The sequence below is a fragment of the Corynebacterium sp. HMSC071B10 genome, from assembly GCF_001814825.1.
In the GTDB taxonomy this organism is placed as follows: Bacteria; Actinomycetota; Actinomycetes; order Mycobacteriales; family Mycobacteriaceae; genus Corynebacterium.
In genome coordinates this window covers 1-21,364 of sequence record NZ_KV818023.1, presented here as the reverse complement: position 1 = coordinate 21,364, position 21,364 = coordinate 1, and the positions used below count along the sequence as shown (strand labels likewise).

The 21,364-nt window shown below is 64.5% G+C and carries 23 protein-coding genes and 1 tRNA gene; 11 read left to right on the top strand and 13 right to left on the bottom strand.

The window, feature by feature from the left end; translation table 11 throughout:
• Positions 1-74: 74 nt before the first annotated feature.
• Complete coding sequence (locus tag HMPREF2990_RS09995; protein WP_070764488.1) at positions 75-881, top strand: HAD family hydrolase; 807 nt, start codon at positions 75-77, stop codon at positions 879-881.
• A 10-nt stretch (positions 882-891) separates the two neighbouring features.
• On the opposite strand, the gene HMPREF2990_RS09990 is transcribed toward HMPREF2990_RS09995, so the two are convergent.
• Positions 892-1,908: an acyl-CoA thioester hydrolase/BAAT C-terminal domain-containing protein gene (locus HMPREF2990_RS09990; RefSeq protein ID WP_070764487.1), complete on the bottom strand. Its 1,017-nt coding sequence runs from the start codon at positions 1,906-1,908 to the stop codon at positions 892-894.
• A gap of 206 nt (positions 1,909-2,114) precedes the next feature.
• On the opposite strand from HMPREF2990_RS09990, the gene HMPREF2990_RS09985 reads away from it, so the two are divergent.
• On the top strand, positions 2,115-2,630 hold the full coding sequence (locus HMPREF2990_RS09985; RefSeq protein WP_070764486.1) for a phage holin family protein: 516 nt from the start codon (positions 2,115-2,117) through the stop codon (positions 2,628-2,630).
• A gap of 70 nt (positions 2,631-2,700) precedes the next feature.
• Complete coding sequence (locus tag HMPREF2990_RS09980) at positions 2,701-3,396, top strand: alpha/beta fold hydrolase (protein ID WP_070764485.1); 696 nt, start codon at positions 2,701-2,703, stop codon at positions 3,394-3,396.
• A gap of 278 nt (positions 3,397-3,674) precedes the next feature.
• Here HMPREF2990_RS09980 and HMPREF2990_RS09975 read toward each other — a convergent pair whose 3' ends face one another.
• The 4 genes from HMPREF2990_RS09975 to nth all read right to left on the bottom strand — a co-directional run bounded on the left by HMPREF2990_RS09975 (position 3,675) and on the right by nth (position 7,044).
• A complete protein-coding gene (locus HMPREF2990_RS09975; protein ID WP_070764484.1) occupies positions 3,675-4,868 on the bottom strand; it encodes a MarP family serine protease in 1,194 nt (397 codons plus the stop codon).
• A gap of 63 nt (positions 4,869-4,931) precedes the next feature.
• Positions 4,932-5,657, bottom strand: coding sequence for an NUDIX hydrolase (locus HMPREF2990_RS09970; protein WP_070764483.1), 726 nt, complete (start codon positions 5,655-5,657; stop codon positions 4,932-4,934).
• Positions 5,650-6,222 (bottom strand): TlpA family protein disulfide reductase, encoded by a 573-nt coding sequence (locus HMPREF2990_RS09965; RefSeq protein WP_070764482.1) that lies wholly within the window; start codon positions 6,220-6,222, stop codon positions 5,650-5,652. Before HMPREF2990_RS09965 ends, HMPREF2990_RS09970 begins: the two co-directional genes overlap by 8 nt.
• Before the next feature lie 3 nt (positions 6,223-6,225).
• Positions 6,226-7,044 carry an endonuclease III gene (gene nth, locus HMPREF2990_RS09960; protein ID WP_070764481.1) on the bottom strand — a complete coding sequence of 273 codons (819 nt, stop codon included), beginning with the start codon at positions 7,042-7,044 and terminating at the stop codon, positions 6,226-6,228.
• A gap of 317 nt (positions 7,045-7,361) precedes the next feature.
• Between nth and glxR the strand changes: the two genes are divergently transcribed.
• Positions 7,362-8,045: a CRP-like cAMP-activated global transcriptional regulator GlxR gene (gene glxR, locus HMPREF2990_RS09955; protein WP_070764480.1), complete on the top strand. Its 684-nt coding sequence runs from the start codon at positions 7,362-7,364 to the stop codon at positions 8,043-8,045.
• Positions 8,046-8,123: 78 nt separating this feature from the next.
• On the opposite strand, the gene HMPREF2990_RS09950 is transcribed toward glxR, so the two are convergent.
• The 4 genes from HMPREF2990_RS09950 to HMPREF2990_RS09940 are packed head-to-tail and all read right to left on the bottom strand — an operon-like array spanning position 8,124 to position 10,005.
• On the bottom strand, positions 8,124-8,936 hold the full coding sequence (locus tag HMPREF2990_RS09950) for an MBL fold metallo-hydrolase (protein WP_070764479.1): 813 nt from the start codon (positions 8,934-8,936) through the stop codon (positions 8,124-8,126).
• A gap of 19 nt (positions 8,937-8,955) precedes the next feature.
• Positions 8,956-9,426, bottom strand: coding sequence for a RidA family protein (locus tag HMPREF2990_RS09945; protein ID WP_070764478.1), 471 nt, complete (start codon positions 9,424-9,426; stop codon positions 8,956-8,958).
• 4 nt (positions 9,427-9,430) lie between these two features.
• Complete coding sequence (locus tag HMPREF2990_RS12760; protein WP_168167142.1) at positions 9,431-9,586, bottom strand: Sp36 family protein; 156 nt, start codon at positions 9,584-9,586, stop codon at positions 9,431-9,433.
• A 41-nt stretch (positions 9,587-9,627) separates the two neighbouring features.
• Positions 9,628-10,005: a WhiB family transcriptional regulator gene (locus tag HMPREF2990_RS09940; protein WP_083317134.1), complete on the bottom strand. Its 378-nt coding sequence runs from the start codon at positions 10,003-10,005 to the stop codon at positions 9,628-9,630.
• A gap of 274 nt (positions 10,006-10,279) precedes the next feature.
• On the opposite strand from HMPREF2990_RS09940, the gene HMPREF2990_RS09935 reads away from it, so the two are divergent.
• Positions 10,280-12,706 carry a transglycosylase domain-containing protein gene (locus HMPREF2990_RS09935; RefSeq protein WP_070764477.1) on the top strand — a complete coding sequence of 809 codons (2,427 nt, stop codon included), beginning with the start codon at positions 10,280-10,282 and terminating at the stop codon, positions 12,704-12,706.
• Positions 12,707-12,713: 7 nt separating this feature from the next.
• Here HMPREF2990_RS09935 and HMPREF2990_RS09930 read toward each other — a convergent pair whose 3' ends face one another.
• Positions 12,714-13,166 (bottom strand): GatB/YqeY domain-containing protein, encoded by a 453-nt coding sequence (locus HMPREF2990_RS09930; protein WP_070764476.1) that lies wholly within the window; start codon positions 13,164-13,166, stop codon positions 12,714-12,716.
• Between the two features lie 59 nt (positions 13,167-13,225).
• Here HMPREF2990_RS09930 and HMPREF2990_RS09925 point away from each other — a divergent pair, with 59 nt between their 5' ends.
• Complete coding sequence (locus HMPREF2990_RS09925; RefSeq protein ID WP_371575973.1) at positions 13,226-14,137, top strand: metallophosphoesterase; 912 nt, start codon at positions 13,226-13,228, stop codon at positions 14,135-14,137.
• A 71-nt stretch (positions 14,138-14,208) separates the two neighbouring features.
• Positions 14,209-14,285, top strand: a tRNA-Pro gene (locus HMPREF2990_RS09920).
• Between the two features lie 219 nt (positions 14,286-14,504).
• On the opposite strand, the gene HMPREF2990_RS09915 is transcribed toward HMPREF2990_RS09920, so the two are convergent.
• Both HMPREF2990_RS09915 and HMPREF2990_RS12525 read right to left on the bottom strand, forming a co-directional pair.
• On the bottom strand, positions 14,505-16,271 hold the full coding sequence (locus HMPREF2990_RS09915) for a hypothetical protein (protein ID WP_070764475.1): 1,767 nt from the start codon (positions 16,269-16,271) through the stop codon (positions 14,505-14,507).
• Positions 16,272-17,252, bottom strand: coding sequence for a hypothetical protein (locus HMPREF2990_RS12525; RefSeq protein WP_141757879.1), 981 nt, complete (start codon positions 17,250-17,252; stop codon positions 16,272-16,274).
• 153 nt (positions 17,253-17,405) lie between these two features.
• On the opposite strand from HMPREF2990_RS12525, the gene HMPREF2990_RS12520 reads away from it, so the two are divergent.
• Positions 17,406-17,633 (top strand): helix-turn-helix domain-containing protein, encoded by a 228-nt coding sequence (locus HMPREF2990_RS12520; RefSeq protein WP_141757878.1) that lies wholly within the window; start codon positions 17,406-17,408, stop codon positions 17,631-17,633.
• A 269-nt stretch (positions 17,634-17,902) separates the two neighbouring features.
• Here HMPREF2990_RS12520 and HMPREF2990_RS09905 read toward each other — a convergent pair whose 3' ends face one another.
• Positions 17,903-18,898 (bottom strand): tyrosine-type recombinase/integrase, encoded by a 996-nt coding sequence (locus tag HMPREF2990_RS09905; protein WP_070764474.1) that lies wholly within the window; start codon positions 18,896-18,898, stop codon positions 17,903-17,905.
• Positions 18,899-19,502: 604 nt separating this feature from the next.
• Between HMPREF2990_RS09905 and HMPREF2990_RS09900 the strand changes: the two genes are divergently transcribed.
• The 3 genes from HMPREF2990_RS09900 (at position 19,503) to HMPREF2990_RS09890 (ending at position 20,910) form a co-directional block, all read left to right on the top strand.
• Positions 19,503-20,171 (top strand): hypothetical protein, encoded by a 669-nt coding sequence (locus HMPREF2990_RS09900; protein ID WP_070764473.1) that lies wholly within the window; start codon positions 19,503-19,505, stop codon positions 20,169-20,171.
• A gap of 209 nt (positions 20,172-20,380) precedes the next feature.
• Positions 20,381-20,692 (top strand): ArsR/SmtB family transcription factor, encoded by a 312-nt coding sequence (locus HMPREF2990_RS09895; protein WP_005323142.1) that lies wholly within the window; start codon positions 20,381-20,383, stop codon positions 20,690-20,692.
• Positions 20,689-20,910 (top strand): hypothetical protein, encoded by a 222-nt coding sequence (locus tag HMPREF2990_RS09890; RefSeq protein ID WP_005323143.1) that lies wholly within the window; start codon positions 20,689-20,691, stop codon positions 20,908-20,910. Before HMPREF2990_RS09895 ends, HMPREF2990_RS09890 begins: the two co-directional genes overlap by 4 nt.
• Positions 20,911-21,364: the final 454 nt, after the last annotated feature.

Sequence of the window (21,364 nt, the reverse complement as noted above, 5' to 3'; positions counted from 1 at the left end):
CATGCACATGCGTCTCAGCATTTGCACGAGGCATGCTGAGGCTCTACAGAGGATTCGGGGTTAGACTTACCCCCATGGCAACTCGTAGGCCGGTGGCGGCATTTTTCGACCTAGACAAGACGATCATCGCGACGTCGTCTGCCTATGCCTTCGGCAAAGAGTTCTTCAACAACGGGCTGATCACCCGCCAGGACGCGCTTGACCTCTACCTTTCCAAGGCAAGCTACATGCTCGTCGGGCACTCCAGCGACCAGATGGACGCCTCGCGCGACCACCTCAGCCAGCTGATCAAGGGCTGGGACGTCGACGAGGTCACCCGCATCACCACCGACACGATGCACCACGTCGTCGCGCCCGCGATCTACAGCGAGGCGCGCGAGCTTATCGACGAGCACCGCACCGCCGGCCACGAGGTAATCATCATCTCCGCCTCCGCCGACATCCTGGTCGAACCGATCGCCGCCGAGCTGGGCGTGGACACCGTCGTAGCCACCACGCTCGAGGTTGTCGACGGCAAGCTCACCGGCACCATCCTGCGCTACCTCAAAGGCGACGCGAAGGCCGAGGCTATCGAGCAGTTCGCCCGCGAGCACGACTACGACCTGGCGCGCAGCTACGCGTACTCCGACTCCGCCACCGACATCCCGATGCTCGCTGCGGTGGGCAACCCGGTGGCCGTGAACCCGGACCGCGCGCTGCGCAAACACGCGATGTCTAAGGGCTGGGAGCTGCGCACCTTCAAGAACCCGGAGCCGCTGATCCAGATGCCGAACGCCCGCGAGGTGGGCATCGGCGCAGGCGTGATCGCGGGCCTGACAGCCCTCGCCGTCGTCGGCACGCTGGTCACCCGCGCCGTCATCCGCGAAAACCGCTCCGCGTAAATACTGCCCCCTACTGCGCCCCGTGCCACTGCGCGAGGCGCTCGAGCAGCACCGCGCGCGAGTCCTCGTACGCCGCCGTATTGCCCGCCGGGGTGCCGCCGAACATGATTTGCCAGCCGTGCGGCACCTTGTCCGAATCCTCAAAGAAGATGTGCCCCGCGTCCGGGTACACGTGCGCCTCAATGCGCTCGCTCTGCTGCTCCAGCTCGCGGGCGGCCACGTCGGACTGCCACATCTGATCGTCCTCGCCCGCGAACAGCAACACGTTGCCGCCGAACCCGGCAAGGTCGATCTTTGCCGCCTCCTCCGCGTGTTCGGCGGCGTTCTCGTATGTCGCACGGTACGACGGCGGGTAGCCAGTGGCCATGTCCCACGCCAGCTTCAGGCCGACCGCGATCGACCCAGTGCGGAAGGACGCAAAGGGCACCGGCTCGCCCTGGTAGGTAAAGCTGGGGGCCTCGTATCTCCCCTGCTCACCGAGCCCCGAGTAACTGTAATGCGAGGGCACGAACGCCACCAGATTGTCCACTGCAAAGCCCTTCGCCGCCAGAAGTTCCGCAAACTCCGCGCCCTTCGACGTACCAATCACCGTCACCGGCCCGCCGCCCGTGTGCTCCGCAATGTAGTCGCTCACCTCGTCGAACTGCTCCAGCGGCACGTTCGCCAGCAACGGCTCCTGCTGCGCTTGGCCGAAAAAGTGCATGCTCAGCACCTCAAAACCCTCGCTGGCCAGCCACTGCGCGCGCGGTGCATCGCGCCCGCCCTCGGAGCCGCCGTACACGACCACCACACCAGGATGCGTCTTCTCCGCAGGCCTCAGGTGCACACCGCTGACCTGCTCGCCCTCGATTGGGGCAGTGCTTATCGACGCCTCCTCGCGCGCCTTTCCTTCCCCACCAAAACCCTGCGACAGCACCGGATAGGTGTGGTGGTTGTACGCGCGCAGCCCCACCACCACGAGCGCAAGGATAAGCAGCGCTGCCACCAGCGCGAGGAAGATTTTGCCAAGGACTTTCAGCGCTTTCATTGCGCGCCACCCTACCAAAACCGGCCTTGTGGCACCCGGCTCACCGCAATCGGCTACGCATTCGTCCGGCCCCAATACGGGCACAAACGAGTGACTATAGCTAAAGTCGTTGTGGACAATACTTGAAACAGAATGCTTCACGCGCGCCGAGCGCGGGCACGTAACTGCCCCGCTCCCGGCGCGACATGCAGGAAGGTGACACAACAGTGAGCAACGACGGTCTGTACACCAGCGGATCCACAGCGGTTTCCGGCAAGGTGAATTCCATTCCGCTGCGCGATACCGATACGACCCAGCCGGGCCGCGATTCCATTGGCACCCTGGTCTCCAACGCCACCGAGCAGGTTTCCACGCTCGTGCGCGGCGAGATCGAGCTGGCGAAGACCGAGATCGTCGGCGAGGTAAAGAAGGGTGCCGTCGGCGGTGGCCTGTTCGCCGTCGCGGGCGTGATCGCCCTGTACTCCTCCTTCTTCGCTTTCTTCGCGCTGGCCGAGATGCTGGCCTCCTGGATGCACCGCGGCTGGGCCTTCCTGATCGTCTTCCTCATCATGATCGCCCTGGCTGGCCTGCTCGCCTTCATCGGCTTCAAGAAGGTGAAGAAGATCAAGGCGCCGGAGAAGACCATCGAGTCCGTCAACGAGCTGAAGCACCTCCGCCCGGGTCAGGCGCAGAAGAACCTGACCAAGGACTCCAGCGGCCTGTACACCTCCGTAGAAAAGTAGCCTTCCCCTGCAGCGCCCCCGCCCCACGCCGCCCTCGGTCGTTGACCTGCCGGGGGATTTCCGGCACCGGATGCTGCACACCCGCGGCGTGCGCCTGCACGCCGCGGTCGCGGGTGCGCCTACCGACCCGCTGATCGTGCTCCTGCACGGTGCCTACGGCGGTTGGTTCGACTTCCGCCACACGATCGCCCCGCTCGCCAGCCTGGGCTACCACGTAGCCGCCCTGGACCAGCGGGGCTTTGGCCTGTCCGACAAGCCCGCCCCGCGCAGCGGCGACACACTCCACCTCCTGCGCGGCGATCTCAAAGGCGCGATCGCAACCCTCGGCCACACCGAGGCCACGATCATTGCCGCAGACACCGGCGCGGTCATCGCCTCCGCGCTCGCGGAAGCCGCCCCGCACCTCGTCCGCCGCACCCTCACGCTGCCCGCCGAGCCCCCGCTGCCGTTGCTCCTGCGCCACGCGCCCGCCCGCGTGCTGCAGCGGCTGCCGCGGGGCCGCGACGTGCTCGACCGCGCGTGGCGGAGCGGTTTTGCGCGCGCACTCGTGGAGACCAGTCCTCACACCGCCGACGTCGAAGAAGCGCTCGCGTTACGGCTGCGCGCACGCCGCATCGACAACGCACTGCCCCACATCCTGGCCACCCACCGCCTCCGCGGACGCGGCGGGGACGTCCGCGGCGAGGCCCTCGATCTCGGACCGCTGGCGCACGTTGTCGCCCCGCAGGCGTTCGTGTCCACCGTCGGCCAGCGCCTGGACGCGTAGGCGCTCGCACTGGTCGGACCAAATCTGGGCGGACCAAATCCAAATGGAGCTAGCTCCGTTTAGCAACCCCGGCTTCCCACGACCAGGCGTTTTCCGGACGACCCAGATCTAAATGGAGCTAGCTCCATTTAGCAGTTCCGGCTTCCCACGACCAGGCGTTTTCCACGCACCGCGCACCCAAATGGAGCTAGCTCCGTTTAGACGCCCAAGCGGACACCCAGCGGGACACCCAGCCAGACTCCCAACACAGACCCCCAACCAGCCCAAGAAAACCGGCGCTACCCCACCACGCAGGAGCGGGTGTCCACGGGCGTCGTCAGTTTCTCCACCTCGCCGACCCGCTCGCGGACCTGCGCGCCGGTCAGGGCGTAGCCGGTCTCATCGACGTCGGTCGCGGTGCCGAAGATCATGCCGGCGACCTGGCCTTCCGTGTTCAGAAGCGGTCCGCCGGAGTTGCCTTGGCGGACGTCGCCGCGGATGGTGTAGGCGCTCCGTTCGATGCGGCCGGTGGTGTAGATGTCGGGGCCGCTGATCTCCAGTTTGCTGCGCACGCGTGCGGCGGTGGCGGCGAAGGGGCCGGAGTCCGGGAAGCCCATCACCACCGCGTCGTTGCCGTGGCGCAGCTCGCGGTTGGCCCAGTGCAGTTCGGGGAGTCCGAGCTGGGTGGCGTGGAGGACGGCGATGTCTACCTCCGGGTCGTAGAACACCACGTCGGCGGGCTTGGCCCCCACCACGGTATCCAGCGACACCGACTGCGTGCCCGCCACCACGTGCGCGTTGGTCAGTACGTAGTCTTCGGCGATGACGAAGCCGCTGCCCATGAGCCGGTGGTGGCAGGTCTGCGAGTCGCCCACCACGTGCACCACGCTCGGGCGACTGGCTTCGACAAGTTTCGAGGTGACCGCGTCCGGGTTCGGGGCGTCGACCTCGCTTGCCGCGTCTGTCCGGAACGGGGAGACCAGCGGTGGCATGCCCGTCTCGTGCAGCAGGGAGGACATTTTTGCGGGGAGTTGGACGAAAGATTCGGGGATGGTGGCGTCGATAAGCGAAAGCACGCGCGATTGCCGCAGTGCTTCACTCGGCTGCTCGGGCAGGCCGCTGATCAGGGGAACCGTGACGATCCACAGCGCGAGCGCCGTCGCGATCGCCTGGAGCAGAGCCCCCGCGACCGAATCCAGAGCGCGGGCAGGTGCCCAGCGCGCCGACGGGCGCAGCGTGTCGCCAGCGTAGGAGCCGGCGAGGTTGCCCAGGCCCACGAACACCACGACCACCGACAGAAACACGATGGTCCGCATGCCCTGGCCGTCGACGTAGTTGACCGCCAGCAGCGCGGCGAAGTAGCCCGCGACGAGCCCGGCCACGCTACCGAGCGCGGTAAAGATCGCCGCGATCAGGCCCTGCCGCCAGCCGCTGATCACCGCGGCGAGGATGAGTACCACAGCCACCAGGTCTACGATCACGTGTCCTGTCACCTGCTGCGTACTCCTTCTCCATTACGAATGCGCCCGCGCAAGGGCCGCATAGCTCGTTGCAGTCTAGCGCGCGTAGCGCGGCTCACCATTACAGGAACGCGCAAGCACGGCGTCCAAATCGTGAAGCGTGCGGTCCCAGGCGCGCGCCCAGCCCGCCTGCTCCAGCAGCACGGACAAAAGCGCTGCGGTAAAACCCCACACCACGTAGCAGCCGGTGCGGAACGCGGGTCCGGCGTAGCGGCCGCGGCCCACCTGCAGGCGGTTGGCGGGGTCGACGAGATCGCGCACCGCTGTGAAGAACACGTCGTCGGTTTCAAAGGGGCTGGCCACATACGTCTCGCCGGGGCGCGCGGCGTACGCGACGACGGGTCGCACGCGCCGCCCACTCCCGCCGGTGGTCACCGTGGAAAGCGTGGCCAGGGGCACGACGCGGCTGCGGTCCAGGCCGGTTTCCTCCCAGGCCTCGCGCAGCGCGGCGTCCACCGGCCCGCGATCGCCGACGTCGATGTGCCCGCCGGGAAAGGCCATCTGGCCGGAGTGGCTGCGCATGCGCGGGGTGCGGTGCGTGATCAGCACGTGCGCGTCGTCCGGCACGGTGTCCGCGTCCGCATCGCCGGTAAAGAGGATGAGCACGGCCGCCTCGTCGTCCCCCTCCGGCGCGCCTTGCGGCACGCGCTCGCCCAGCAGGCGGCGGGCCCGCGAGCGGTGCGTGTCGTGCTGGAGTTTTTCCACGAGCGGTTTGAGCCACTGTGGTGCGTGCTCGGGTTGGAGCGTGACGTCGTTAAGCATTGCCCGCGAGCACCTCCTCGACGGCGCGCGCCAGCTCCTCTTCTGTCTCGAAGGCCTGCGCCAGCGCGCCGACCTTTTGCCCGTCGCGGAAGACCACCGTGATCGGCACAACGCCCGGCAGGCCGAGCGTGCCGGCGAACGCGTTCGAATCGTCCTGGTAGCTGGAAAGCTCCACGCCGACATCGTTGAGGAAGGCCGCGCCGTTGGCCGCGTTCGCATCCGCGTGCACGCCCACGACGTCGTAATCCGGGTGGCTGGCGGCGTAGCGCTCCAGCACGGGCAGCTCCGCCCGGCACGGCTCGCACCACCAGGCCCACACGTTGACCACCGTCACAGGAGCGTGCTCGCTGGACACCTCCGCGCCGCCGAGGCAGGGCAGGTCGACGCCGCCCACGCCGCCCGCAACACAGTCGGGCCGCTCGGCGACAGGGGCCTCTTCGCTTCTCGACGCCACGCTCTCCCCGCCGCCCGTCTCCGCCGGGCGCAACAGAAACAGAGCACCGGCGACAAGCGCGCACGCCACCACAATCGCGCCGACGACGCTGGCCCACACTGTCTTTTTCAACGCTTAGTCCTCCTCCCCGTGCACAAGCGCGAGGATGTGCTCGCGCTCCGGGCCGGTCACGCGCGCCTCGGCCTCCTCCGGCTCGATCGGTCCCGCGCCGAAGGAGGGGCAGTCGAAGGCGATGGGGCACGCCCCGCACGCGGGCGTGCGCGCGTGGCAGATGCGCCGGCCGTGGAAGATCAGCCGGTGCGAAAACATGGTCCACTCCTTGGCCGGGATCAGCTCGGCGATCTCCCGCTCGATTTTGACCGGGTCCTGCTGCTCGCTCAGCTTCAGCCGCCCGACCAGGCGCTGGAAGTGCGTATCCACGGTCAGCCCCGGCTTGCCAAAGGCGTTGCCGCGCACCACGTGCGCAGTCTTGCGCCCCACCCCGGGCAGGCTGACCAGATCCTCGAGCGCCTCCGGTACCTCGCCGCCGAAGTCGGTGACCAGTTTCTTTCCCAGGTTGACCAGGTTGGCGGCCTTCGCGCGGTAGAAGCCGGTCGGGCGGATCAGCTCCTCGACCTCGGCGACATCGGCCGTGGCGTAGGCCGCAGCGGTGGGGTAGGCCGCGAACAGCGCCGGGGTGACCTGGTTGACGCGCACGTCGGTAGTCTGCGCGGAGAGCACCGTCGCCACGAGCAGCTCCAGCGGGTTGGAAAAGTCCAGTTCCGCGCGGGCCTCCGGGAAAGTCAGCGCCAGGGTGCGGTTGATCCGGCGCGCGCGGCGCGTGCGCCCCAGCGGCGTTTCTTTCCCCTTCGCCGCCGGGTGCGTGCCCGGCCGACGCCGCCGCTGCGGGGTGGGCAGGGGCGTGCGGGGCTCGGGAGCAGGGGTGTGTGACATGCACGCCATGCTATCGCACACGTACGATGGGCCTATGACCGTAATCCTCGTCGCAGCCCTGCCACTCGCCCTCGGCATGTTCACCATGGGCATGGAACGCCTCGAAGCCGTCGCGGTGAACCCGGAAGCCCCCAGCGTGTAGCAGAGAATCGGCGTCCTCGCCGCAAGCACCCCGAAAAAGTCTTCCCTTATGCCCCCGCGAGCGGCCGCGACTGGTAGAGTCTGCCTTGTGAAGTTGTGACCGCGCCCTAAAAAACTGACTTTGGTGACTCAAACCACGAGGGCGAGGGCCTCACCGCCGTTTTTGAGGAGGATCTATGGAAAGCATTCAGGACACGCTAGCCAAGGCCGGCATCTTTCAGGGCGTCGACGCTGAGGCGGTCGACACCCTGATCAACGAGATGGAGACTGTCACGTTCGCGCGCGGCACCACTATTTTTGATGAGGGCGAGCCGGGCGACAGGCTCTACATCATCGTCGACGGCAAGGTGAAACTCGCCCGCCACGCGCCGGACGGCCGCGAGAACCTCCTGTCCGTGATGGGTCCTTCCGACATGTTCGGTGAGCTGTCCATCTTCGACCCGGGCCCGCGCACCTCCTCCGCGGTCTGCGTCACCGATGTCACCGCGGCAACGATGGACTCCGAGATGCTCAAGGACTGGATCGCCCAGCACCCGGAGATCTCCCAGCAGCTGCTCCGCGTGCTCGCCCGCCGCCTGCGCCGCACGAATGCCTCGCTGGCAGACCTCATCTTTACGGACGTGCCGGGTCGCGTGGCCAAGACCCTGCTGCAGCTGGCGAACCGCTTTGGCGTGCAGGAGGGCGGCGCGCTGCGCGTCAACCACGACCTCACCCAGGAAGAGATCGCGCAGCTGGTCGGCGCTTCCCGCGAGACGGTGAACAAGGCGCTCGCCACCTTCGCCCACCGCGACTGGATCAAGCTGGAGGGCAAGTCGGTGCTCATCGTCAACACCGAGCACCTCGCCCGCCGCGCACGCTAGCGGCTGTCGAGACGCACAAAAACTGCCCCGGCTCCAATCGGAACCGGGGCAGTTTTTCTTGGCCTTAAAAAGGGGCGCTTACTTCTGGTTCTGCAGGTAACGCAGCCCCACGCGGGTGGACTGCTCGGCAGCGCCGCGCAGCACCGGGTCAACATCGTCGTAGATCGCGTCGACCAGGGTGTTGATGTCCGCGTCCGCGCCGTGCTCCTTCAACGCCTGCTCGATCTGCTCGAGGCGCTGGTTGCGGCGGTCAATGTACTTGCGCGCGAACTGTGACAGGTCCTCGTTCTCCGGGCCGTGGCCCGGCAGCAGCATGACGTCCTTGCCGCGCGACTCCAGCATCTCGAGGGTGTCCAGGTACTCGCCCACGTCACCGTCAGTCTCAGAAATCATGGTGGTGTGGCGGCCCGCAATCGTGTCGCCGGTGATGATGCCCTCGAGCTCCCCGTCCTCCACCTCGTGGGTGTAGACGAAGAAGCACACGGAGTCCTTCGTGTGGCCCGGGGTGTGCACGACCTGCACCTTCGGAGTCACGCCGTCGACCGAGATGACCTCGCCGTCCTCCAGCGGCTCCGCCCCGTTGCAGTACTGCGGGTCGAATGCGCGGACCGGCGCGCCGGTGAGCTGACGGAAACGCTCCGCGCCGTCGGCGTGGTCGTGGTGGCGGTGGGTCAGCAGGATGAGCGCAACCTTGTCGGCCTTCGCCTGCAGCACGTTCAGGTGCCCCTCATCCGCCGGGCCCGGATCCACCACAATGCTGTACTCATCCTCCGGGTCGCGGATGACCCAGGAGTTCGTACCTTCAAGCGCCGCATAACTGGGGTTCGGCGCCAAAACGACAGCGGCGGAAGTCGTGACAGGGCGCAACTGACTGTAAGCAGGGTGCTTCATGGTTCCAACCCTACCCCGTTTAGGCGTCTTCCTTCAGCTCCACGACGAGTTCCACCTCAACCGGGGTGTCCATCGGCAGCACGGCAACGCCCACGGCGGAGCGCGCGTGCTCGCCGGCGTCCCCGAAGACCTCCTTCATCAGGTCAGAGGCACCGTTGATCACGGCGGGCTGGCCGGTAAACGACGGCTCAGAGGCAACAAAGCCGACGATCTTCAGCACGCGCGCGATGTTGTCCACGCCCACCAGCGCGTCCACCGCGGCAATGGCGTTCAGCGCCGCCTGGCGCGCGTAGCCGTAGGCATCCTCTGCGCTGACTTCGGCACCGACTTTGCCGGTGGCGGGCAACGCCCCGTCGATAAGCGGGAGCTGGCCCGACGTCCACACCTGGTTGTCCACCTTGGTGGCGGGCACGTAGGCGGCCACCGGGGCGGCGACGTTGGGCAGCTCGATGCCGAGCTCGGAAAGTTTTGCGGTCCACGTAGCAGTCATTGTGTTACTCCACCTCTCGCTTCAGGTATGCGACAACATTCTCCGGATTCGGACCCGGGGTGACGGAGACGAGCTCCCACCCGTCCTCGCCCCAAGTATCCAGGATCTGCTTCGTGGCGTGAGTAAGTAGCGGCACAGTGGCGTATTCCCATTTCTTCATGGCGACCACCCTACCGTGCCAGGCCGCAAGGCGTACGGGCGTTAGAGCCCTTCGATTTCCTTTCCGGAGGACAGGTACTCTGCCCAGTCAGTCACGTGCGGGTTCTTGCGCAGCACCGCGCGGCGCTGGCGCTCGGTGAGCCCGCCCCACACGCCGAACTCGACCTTATTGTCCAGCGCGTCCGCGCAGCACTCCATCTGCACCGGGCAACGGCGGCAGATCGCCGCGGCCTTGCGCTGCTCTGCACCGCGCACGAACAGCGCGTCCGGGTCCCCGTTGCGGCAGTGCGCCTGGGTGACCCACTCCCCGCGGTCAAACTCAAGGTTGCCCGCAGCGTCACTCTTTCGCGAGGTCGTAGAGGCCGTACGGATTCCATTGAGTCCGCTGCGCAGGCCGGTGCGTCCAAGTGTCGTCGTCATTATCGGGCTCCTTTCGGGAGAGCGTTCGTGCATAATTCTCATCGACGCGCAAGTTATAATACCGCGCGCGCCACGCAGAGCCACATCGCGTCACCCTTTATATGCAGCAATTTCCAGAAGGGAAACGCACATACAGCCGAGCAAGCTTTGCAAACCCTGTATGCATTTTGCATCTGTAAGTGTATTCACACACCCCCGACCCTGTCGAATGCATCACATATATGGGGGGAGTGACCCATTCCCCTGAACCAAAACGATCATTTAAGGTAAAGGCGTGTCTGCATTGAGTTCCTTCGGAAAACTGCTTGCCGCGCTCGTCGCGGCCGGGGTGGCAATCGCGCTGTGCCTGGCCCCGCTCGCCGGCCTCGGCGGCATGGCCATCGCCCGCACCGACGAGACAATGCAGTCAAACCTGTCCGACATGTCCGGCGGCGACGTCCCCGGTGTCACCACTATTACGGACACGCACGGCACCCCCATCGCCTGGATCTACAACCAGCGCCGCTACGAGGTGCCCAGCGAGAAGATTTCGCAGTACGCCAAGGACGCCCTGGTTTCTACCGAGGACCGCCGCTTCTACCAGCACGAAGGCGTCGACATGCAGGGCTTTGCCCGCGCCATGGTGACCAATGTACTCGCCGGCGGCGTGGAGCAGGGTGCCTCCACCATCGACCAGCAGTACGTGAAGAACTATCTGTGGCTCGTCGAGGCCCAAGACGAGGACGCCGCGCGCGCCGCCACGGAGCAGTCGATTCCCCGCAAGCTGCGCGAGATGCGTATGGCCTCGGATTTAGACAAGACGCTGGAGAAGGACGAGATCCTCACCCGCTACCTCAACCTGGTCTCCTTTGGTAACCACGCCTACGGCATCGAGGCGGCGGCCCGCACCTACTTCGATACCTCGGCGGCAAAGCTCACGCCCGACCAGGCGGCACTGCTGATCGGGCTGTTGCAGTCGGTGGAGTACTTGAACCCCTACACCAACCCGGAGGGGGCCACCGCACGCCGCAACACCGTGCTGAACAACATGGCGGTCGAGGGCTACCTCGAGCAGGCCGAGGCCGACCGGCTCGCCGGCAAGCCCTTAGGGCTCGTGGACAAGCCGCGCATGCTTCCCGACGGCTGCCTCACCGCCGAGGACAGCGGCTTCATGTGCGACTACGTCCTGCGCTACCTGGCGGACAAGGGCCTGCCCCAGGAGGAACTCGAGCGCGGCTCCTACACCATCACCACCACCCTCGACCCGGAGATCCAGGCGGCGACGGTACGCGCCGCCCGCAACAACGTCAGCCCGTACACCCACGGGGTTGCCGAGGTGATCAACGTGATCAAGCCCGGCACCGACTCGCGCGACATCCTCGCCATGGCGTCCTCGCGCTACTACGGCCTGGAGCTCGAGCAGAGCCAGACGATCATGCCGCAGCCGACCTCCATGGTGGGCAACGGCGCCGGTTCCGTGTTCAAGATCTTCACCGCCGCGGCCGCGCTCGAGCAGGGCTACGGACTCGACACGATGCTCGAGACCCCGACCCGCTCCGTGGTCTACGGCATGGGCAAGGGCGGCGCCGCGAACTGCCCGCCGGATGCCTACTGCGTGGAAAACGCCGGTGTGTACAAGCCGCGCCTCTCGCTTCGCGACGCTTTGGCGCAGTCCCCCAACACCACCTTCATCGAACTGGTACAGCAGGTAGGCGTGCCCCGCACCGTCGATATCGCGGTGCGCCTGGGGCTGCGTTCCTACCTCGACGAGAACTCCTTCGGGGACGGCCGCTCGGTTGCGCAGGCTGCCAAGGACGACAACATGGGTGCCTTCGTCCTCGGCCCCACTGCCGTCAACGCCCTCGAGCTGTCCAACGTGGGTGCCTCGCTGGCGTCCAACGGGCGCTGGTGCGAGCCGAACCCGATTAAGTCCGTGCGCGACAAGCACGGCCAGGAGGTCTACATCGAGCGCCCCGACTGCGAGCAGGCCATCGACCCCGAGGTCGCCGGGGCGCTCGCCCAGGGCATGTCGCACGATACGAAGAGCGGCACGGCCAAGGACGCCGCTGCCGCCAACGGCTGGACCGCGCCGGTCGCTGCCAAGACGGGCACGACCGAGTCGCACCAGTCCTCGGCCTTCCTCGGCTTTACCAACGGGATGGCCGCGGCCAGCTACATCTTCAACGACGGCACGCAGACCACGCCGCTGTGCAGCGCGCCCGTGCGCCAGTGCAGCTACGGCGACCTCTTCGGCGGCAACGAGGCCGCGAACACCTGGTTCCAGACCGCCCACGGCGTCCCCGGCGCGGCCGCGGCAGGCATCCCGAGCCCCTCGCGCAACTTCGACCGCGGCACCAAGCGCGGCGCGATTGACGACGTCGTAGGCATGGACGCCACCGCCGCCCGCTCCCGCCTCCAGGGACAGGGCTACACCGTGACGGTGACGATGGTCTCCGGCGGCGGCGCCCCCTTCAACAGCGTGGTCTCCGCCGTCCCCGCGGATCCGAACCTGCCCCCGGGCAGCCTGATCACGCTCAACGTCTCCGACGGCGCCGGTGCCCCCAGCGCGTCTGCCTCTACCGCGTCGGCTTCCCCTGCCCCCAGCGCGCCCTCCTCTGCCCCCGCGCCGCAGGCCGACCAGGCTCCGGTTGACTTAGGCGACATCGAGCGCCAGCTCAGTGATGCCGCCGACAGCCTCACCAACATGCTCGGCGGCAACTAGCTACTGGCTACTGGCTCAAGCGAGCCTTGACCGCGCCGGAGAGGCGCTTGCCGTCGACGCGGCCCGCGGCCTTCGCCGTGGCCTCCTTCATCACCTGGCCCATCTGCGCCATGGAGGTCGCCCCGGTGGCTTCAACCGCGGCCTCGACGAGGGCGTCCAGCTCCGCGTCGTCAAGCTGCTTCGGCTGGTACCCGGCCAGGATCTCCGCCTCCGCGAGCTCACTTTCCGCGAGGTCCTCGCGGCCGTTCTGCGAGTAGATCTCCGCCGACTCGCGGCGCTTCTTCACCTCGCGGGCGATGATCTTCTGGATGTCCTCGTCGGTGACCTCGTGCTTGGTGCCCTCGGTCTCCGCGGTCTGGATCGCGGCGAGCAGCATCCGGATCGTGCCGGTGCGCTCCTTCTCCTTCGCCTTCATGGCTTCTTTCAGGTCTGCGCGAATCTGTTCTTTCAATGCACTCATGCCTTCAAACGATACGCGAAACACCCATCTCCCTGCGGTCGCGCACTAAGGTGAGGCGGGTGACTACGTTGAAGAAACTCGCCTCGACCATCGGTGGCCTCGGCACCGCAGGCCTGGGCACCCTGGCCTACGGCGCGACCCAGACCACCAACTTCCAGCTCAAGGAGTACGAGCTGCCCCTGCTCGCACCCGGCACCCTGCGCGGGAAGGATTCCTTTGACATCCTGCACATCGCGGACCTGCACATGATCCCGGGCGCGAAACGCAAGGTGGAGTTCGTCTCCTCCCTCGACGCGCTCGAGCCGGACCTCGTGATCAACACCGGCGACAACCTCTCCGACCTGCGCGGCGTGCCCTGGGTCCTCGACGCGCTCGGTCCGCTACTCAACCGCCCCGGCGCCTTCGTCTTCGGCACCAACGACTACTGGGCACCGAAGCCGGTCAACCCCTTCAAGTACCTGCTGGACCAGAAGCGCGAGCCCTCCTACGTGGATCTGCCGTGGCAGGGCATGCGGGCCGCGTTTGTCGAGCGCGGCTGGCGCGACGCCACCCACCAGCGCCTCGAGTTCAAGGTCGGCGACGTGCGCCTCGCCCTGGCCGGGGTGGACGACCCCCACCACGACCTCGACCGCTACGAGGACATCGCGGGCGCCCCCAACTCGGACGCGGACCTGTCCATCGGCCTGCTGCACGCGCCTTATCGACGCGTCCTCGACCGCTTCGAAGCAGACGGATACGACCTGGCGCTCGCCGGACACACCCACGGCGGGCAGATCTGCCTGCCCGGCGAGCGCGCCATCGTGACCAACGCGGACATCGACAGAAAGCGCGCCTCCGGCCTGCACCGCTACGGCAAGATGTGGATGGAAGTCTCCAACGGGCTGGGGACCTCCAAGTACGCGCCCGTGCGCCTGTTCTGCCCGCCCTCGGCTGCGCTGCTGCGCGTGACTGAGCGCTCCCGCTTGGCTTGACCAGGCGTTTTGGCCAAACCGAGGCGCTAGGCTAAAGTATCCCAGGTACCGCTCAGCAGAGTAGATACAACCGGGATATGGCGCAGCTTGGTAGCGCGCCTCGTTCGGGACGAGGAGGTCGCAGGTTCAAATCCTGTTATCCCGACCACTGACCGCGACGGTTTTGCGAATCTAGCTTAAATCATTTGCGAAACTGCTCCGCATAGCTAAACCCACCGCTTCACCGCGGTGGGTTTAGTCGTTTTCGCTCTGATCCACCCGTTGACTAATAAGGAACACAGCATGGTTCGTCCCCTCTAAAACGACTTCTAGCCCGGAACCCCATATCGGTTTTCCGAGCTAGATGGATAAAAGTATTCAGTTGGTCTTAAGCAGCCTCGCGCGCAGGCGGCGCGTTCGGGCTTGCCTTCTCGCGCGCCGGATCGCGCGGCGGCTGTGGCTCATGGCGTTCAGGTGGCGGGGTCTTTTCATCCCTTTCCACCCGGCCAAGAAAACGCCGAATCATAGATACATTGGCCGCAACCACACCTAAAGCCGTATAGAAGAAGGCCGCAGCAAAACCTCGTACAGGCCTCCTCGTATGGTCACCAATTGCAGCACCGCCGCGGTTGTTCTTCACATAGTCATTACGCGTTTCAATCACATTGCGCCACGTGCCATACACCTTCTTCCATTCCGGTGTCTTAAAAGCAGGGCCAGTTTGGCGGTAGCGCATACCTTGACTATTAGGGATGGTTACCGAGGCCTTATTGGTACAGCACTTTCCTTTTTCTTTGCGTGCAGCAATCAGATTTGGCCCGGAGATGGTGGGCAGTCCTTTGTCTCTCGCGTCCTGACGCTGACTCTTTTCCACCAAGGGACATGCCAGTGTCTTTCCTTTACCTCGGCCAGGACAGATAAACATTTGACTGTCACCGGCTAGATCCTTGCCTTTTCTTCGCATGGCAAAGGCGCGGCGCTCGTTGATCCGCTGGTTGTAGGTGGCCTCATCAATACGCCCGGCGTAGAAGTCTTCGGTGGCTTCTACCAGAGGTTTCGGCATGGCAGGACAATACCAGTGGCCTTCAACTAACCCCATGGTTTCATAGGATCCGCGCTTTCCCAGCTGGTTGGTTTTGTAGTCTCCCACCAGCGTGTATCCCTTTTTACGCAGTGGTTCATGGAAGTCTTTGGTCTTAGCCACCGCGAAGTACGCACGATCGCCCACCGCTATGCCCTTAGGTGTCTCAGGATCTTCCGCTAAATGCCTCATAGCTTCCAGCCCACGGATCGCCGGGTTGTGGCTTGGCCGGTCGAAAGCCATGCCCATAATCAGGTGTGGCTGACGATATGGGCCTTGGTCTCGGATTACTCCGGCAACCAGTGTGGCCTCCCAGCCCCAGACGTGCTTGGCGTTCCTCCTGCGCTTGTTTTCACCGTGGGTTTCCTGTCGCTCGTCACGGGAGTACCAGCCTGCCTCCGGCTCGGAGGACATGAGATCGTCCGGCCGGTTCGTCCATCGGTTGTTCCCGCGGCGCACGCCTGGAATCAGCGTTCCGTCTAGGGTGAGGTCTCCCTGCCAGTTGGCTCGGTACTCTTCGGGCATGTCCTGGGTACTGGCCATGACCAGCTCGTTGAACACGTAGGTGGCGCGCTGCCACTTTTCTTCGCGCCGCTCAGTGGATTGTTCGTCCATCAGCCGATTGAACTCGCTGCGGGTAAGCCGGGCGTGGTGAGTGATGTTGTCGAATGGGTCTACGACGTGCAGGAAGCTGTGCAGCGCGCGCCACAGGCGGTAGTACCAGATGTTGTGCTGGGTGGCGTAGTTATCGCCTACCCGTCGTGCCCTATCGCGGCTGGGCAGGTTAAGGAGTTCTAAGGCCTTGTCTGTCGTGTCAGGCGAGGCCAGCAGCGTGGTCATGGTGGTCAAGTGCATGGGTTGCCCAGAGCGGGCCAGAATGAGGTAGAGCGCGAGGATGGTGCGGTCGGTGACGGTTGTTGGCCGTCCTCCTTTGGAGGGGTCGTAGCCGTCTACGCGCCGCCACGTTGCCAGGTGATGACAGATGTCGGTGCGGTCGATAATGCTCAGCGCCCAGGACACGCTGGCTCCGTCCAGGCGAAGCAGCGGGGTGGGCGTGGTGTTGAAGTTCGCCACCTACCCTTCGCCCCCTGTATTCGGTTCGACGAGTCGCAGCGGCGGGTAGTCCGGTTCGTCCCTACTACCACCGATCCACTCGCGGTATTCGGTCTCGGTGAGCGCGCCAGACTCGACAATCATGTGGTGAAACGTGTCGCGGAAGGGCTGGATGTTTCCGGTGGCATAGACCAGCTGGTCAAAGTCCACGCGCTCGGCGGCGTGGTCGGCAATCCAGGTATAGCGCAGCCTGGGCAGTGTCGGGGCAAGGCCGGTACTCGATGGGTTCTGGCTGGTCTTGTGAATGAAATCAGCAATCAGGTGCGGGCCGGTGGCATCGTTGCGGCGGCGCGCCGAGTTGGGTTTCACCAGTGGTTCGTCCCTGCGATCCGCGCCCACGTCATGCAGCACCGGGCGCATGAGGTCGTCGAACGGGGCAGTCAGCGGAACTACACGCGGCTTTATCCCACGACCACCGCGGGCATGAACCGCCAGCACTGTGCCAAAGTCGGTGAAGTCACCGTATCGGCAGTGATAGATTTCCTCGGTGGACATGCCAGCGCCCAGGGCCAGTGACACGATAATGCAGGCCACGCGCCGCGATTCGCGGCGGGGGCGGGAGTGAACCCAGTCGTCGATTCGGATAAGTTCGCTGGCGTTGTAGGCGAGACGCTGAGCCTTAGCTGCTGGGTAAAAGACCTCCGGCAATTCTTCTGCCCACTCCAGTGCACCTTTAAGCCCAATGACATGGCTCGCGCAGCGGTTGAGGATGCGGCGGGTGGCATTAAGGCTGGGCTTGGATAAATCTGCTGTTCTAGCTTGCAGGTAGGTGCGGATCTTTCCGCCATCACGCAGCAGGTAGATGCAGCCGTCCACGTCAATGTCGTCGTACCAGCGGTCGCGCATGTAGCAAAAGTACGCTGCGAGTACGCGCTTGCGGTTGCGCTGAACGGTGGGAGTTGTAGGTGGCAGTAATCCGCGTGTTGTCAGTGTGTCGATCACAGCGTAGACCTCACTGTATTTAGACTTAGGTGGTTCGTCTTTTTCTTCTTGTTCAAAGGAAGTGGTCTCGTGGCTTCCGACCTTCCCGCCGAGGCTCCGGTTCGGCGCTACGACAGCTGGCCCCACGCCAACATCGGGGTGCAAGATCCGGTCATGCGGAAATTGCAGGACTTTTCCCGCAACGTCCAGCAGCTCACCCTGGACGGGAGCTACCCCAGCGCCAAGGACTTGGCCGAGGCCTGCGGTATCCCCACCTCCACCATCACCCGGATCATCCGCGGCGAGATGATCCCGACGGGACGTGTCATCGCCAATATTGAGATCACCACAGGCCAATCCCTGTGGCCGCGCCATAGCAGCTACCGATACGGCAGTCAGTGACCCGAGGGTTGGAAACTGCATGTTTCCGACACTGGTGAGATGGGCGTGAGTTACAGACGTGTCGTTCATGGCTCACGAGGTGAGCACACTCGCGCCATGAAATAGGTGGCGGTGCCTTCTTATCGCAGTCCGTTAAGAAACCCGCAGGTCACAGGGTGGTTCGTCCCTGGTGTGCACTGCGCGCCATGAGACCAGTTTTGCGTATCCGCAAACGCTTTTTGCACATCCGCAATCGCTAGGGATAGCCCAGGGAGTCTCCGCGAGCTGCGCTACAGCACGTACAGCCCGCCACCCGTGGTGCCGTGGGCAGAGCCACCGGCGAGAAGAAGCCGGTAGGCGTGGCGGCGGTTAGCTCCGGCTTCAACCACATAATCCTCGAATTGATGCAAGGACTTTAGTCCTGCCGCAGCACACAGCACATCAGCGGGAACTCCGGCTGCAATGCGGTCGATGATCCAGGTGTTGCGCAGCCTGCGGGTATCCGGCACCATCTCTGGCGACGTGCTCGGTGTTACCCGGCGAAGATAGGCCGAGAGCTGGCTGACATTCTCGTTGTCGCGGCCTGGCCTAAACAGGTAGTCCTCCGGGCTGGTCGCCATAATGACCGGCTGAAGTACCTCGGTATGAGTTTTCAGCAGTGGTACCTCGCGCGGGCCAGCACCGCGGTATCCGTGCGGAAATAGCAGCACTCCGTCGCCGTCAACGCGTACGTCTTTGCCGCGCAGCGTACAAATTTCTCCCGCGCGTAGCCCCGCGCCCAGGGTGAGCGCTAGCACCGTGGTGAAGTTGCGGCGGCGGGCGGCGGTAGGTTGCGACTCAGCCCAGTCCCACAGCCGGTCGGTGGCGTAGCTGTCGTAGGGCTGGAGTGCTGGTTCGTAGGTGATCGGGTGCTGGTAGTCGGGATTCCAGTCGTCGTTGAGCACTTCTGCCGCCCGGCACAGTAGCGAGCGCTGGGTTCCTGCGGTAGATGGGCTGAGGTTCTTGCCGTCACCGGCAAGGAAGTAGTTTCCGATGATGTCGGGATGGAATACGGTCTCGACGGTGACCACGCCGTAGCTCACCCAGACCCAGGCGGCGAGCTTGGACACGCAGTTGAGCGTGTTGCGCAGTGCGTCGCGGCTGGTGTTGTCCGGGGTGAGGTCAAGTGCGCGCACGCACTCGCGGGTGAAGTCGGCAACGTGGCTCCACGGTTCTGAGCGAACCGCGTGTGGTGTGTAGTTGGCGATGATCGCCTCGTAGTCGGCGGCGGTGTAGTTGCTGGGCATTCGGTCTTTCCTCCCTGACCTTTGAGAGTGGAGTGCAGCGGGTGTAGCTGATGCTACGTCTTGAGAGTCAAGTAGTGCATCCCGCTACGCATAGTCTTGTTTGCCGATCTGCAATCTGGCAAGGCGGTGGGTTTATCTCGCCAACGTCACACAAACTCCTTATATGACCTGCATGTTTGCGGTTCCGCAATCGGTGCCGAGACGAACCACTACACCATGTTGGGGCAATCGACAAAGGGACATGCCATATTTAGTACCCCCGAGGCGGCGACATTCGCGGCCTTAACCCTACCCACCACGCCCACCACAGTCCCGTCTTGCGGCCTGAAGGACAGGCCACCCCAACATGTAGATTCACTGCCCCCGGTTGTGGTTAGCCGCCCAGCCCGCGACCTGCGTGGAGCTTGACGCACGACCCGAGTCGTCTAGCGTGACCACCGTTGGGACAGTTTGCGGATACGCAATTACGACCGATACACGACCGACTCCAGTACCTGCGCGATGTAGCCCGATCCACCGCGCGGACAGTTTGCGGATACGCAATTTAATCGCCTGCACGCTGCGCCCAGCACCTGTCCACACCACACAAGAAAGGGGACGAACCATGTCCACACTTGACCTCACAGCACCGCTGTACCGCCAGTACTTCACCGCCGAAACCACCGTGGATGAACTCGAACTCATCACCGCCACGCTGCGAGAGCGAAAGCAGGTGGAAGGCACCATGGTGTCAATGGCCACCGCCGCGCTCTACAACCACACTCTGACGTTTACCGGAGAGGCTGGTCAGTTCACCGACCAGGACGACCGAGCGCTCACCGGCTTCTCGGCGCTCGCGGTAGCCACAGCCCCCGTGCGCGTCACGTTTGTCACCCTGGCCGACACTTACGGAAACCGTGCGGGACTCACCCGCATCCAAGGCGGTGAGTCCGCCCGTGGCCTAATCCCGCTTACCCGGTCTGTAAACGAGGCCACGGTTGCAGACATGTCTGCCACCACACCAGGACTCACCATCAATCTGCCCAATAGTGTCCACGACGACCTGATCATTCGCTGCACGACTTTTGACCCGGACGGGTGCGTTCCCGAAGCAAAGGACGAGTTTCCCGGCGTGGACTACTGCCCTAGCCTGTACCACCTTTTGCGGGACGAACCATCTCCAGGCATCGACATCACCCACGACATTATCCGCGCACTACTTCCCTACCGCGGGATCCACATGGAGGTAGAGCCGAGGATTCTCGATGGCGATGTAGACATCGAGCGGCTGTAGCTGCTGGCTACGCTGTAAGCCATGAAGGAACCCAGCTGTGGTGTGTGCTGCGGCTGGGTTTCTTCTTGGGGAGGGTGAAGAGGGGACGTGATGGGACACCGGCCACGTCTTAAGTCGGGCAGCGTCTCCGCCAGACCCGGCAGAACTTGCACACCGCCGACTGTAAGCATATACTTACACCTGACATCGTTCGATTACAATACGGAGGGATGATGGACGCAGCACGGCTCGCTCAGATGCTCAGTGCTCTCGGAAGTGAGCCTCGGTTGCGAATTATCGCCTCCCTAGAGACGGATTCGACCCATGTCAGTGAGCTGGCCCGCCGACTCGGGATGTCTCGGCCACTGCTCTACCAGCACCTCAACCGCTTGGAAGCTGCTGGACTCATCGAGAGTGGCCTGGAACAGCTCGGAGAGAGCCGAGTGAGGAAGCACTACTGGGTCGCTCCGTTTCAGCTTGAAGTAACTCCAGACCACATTAGGCACCTGATTAATCAAGAACAGAAAAGGGAATCTTCGTGACACTTACCGCTACCGTATTTCTTGTCATCCTCGCCGCCGCACTACCACTCGCGATCTTCGTTGCTCTTACCGTCTGGGTGGTACGCACCGTCACCAGCGCACGACGCGAAACGGCGACGGCGATCGATGGTTCCAACCAACTCATCGTGGAGCACCTACGCAACATCACCGAGCGGTTGGATCGGATTGAGGCCCAACTCAGCGAGATCCCCGAGTAATCAGGCTCTTCCTTAAACAAGGGGCGCGGTGGTTTTGGCTCCGCGCTATGGGCTGTCACAGCGTATGCGCTAAGCGCGTCGCGTAGACCTCCAGCAACATAAACTTGCTTGTGACTTTGGCGGCGGGGTGTGTCTCCGGTCGGGGTGCTGGCCTGCCTCCCTCGCGGATACAGGCTAGGGCTGGGGACGAACCTCCTGATGTGACACCACCCGCTACCTCTTCAGCCCCACTAGCCGACGGAACCGGGAACGGAAACCGACGGAAACCACCACTGTGGTTAGTGCCGTTGCAGGTGGATGGGTAGTTTCGCAAAAGACTCACCGCAAGAACCCCGCCCAGCAGGGCGGGGTTTTGCTTTTGCCTGCGGGGTCCGTGGGGGCGCGCCCGGGGCTATATGACGAAACCGGGTTGTCGAACAAGTCCCCGTCCGGTCTAGGGGTGAATGCGCCACAT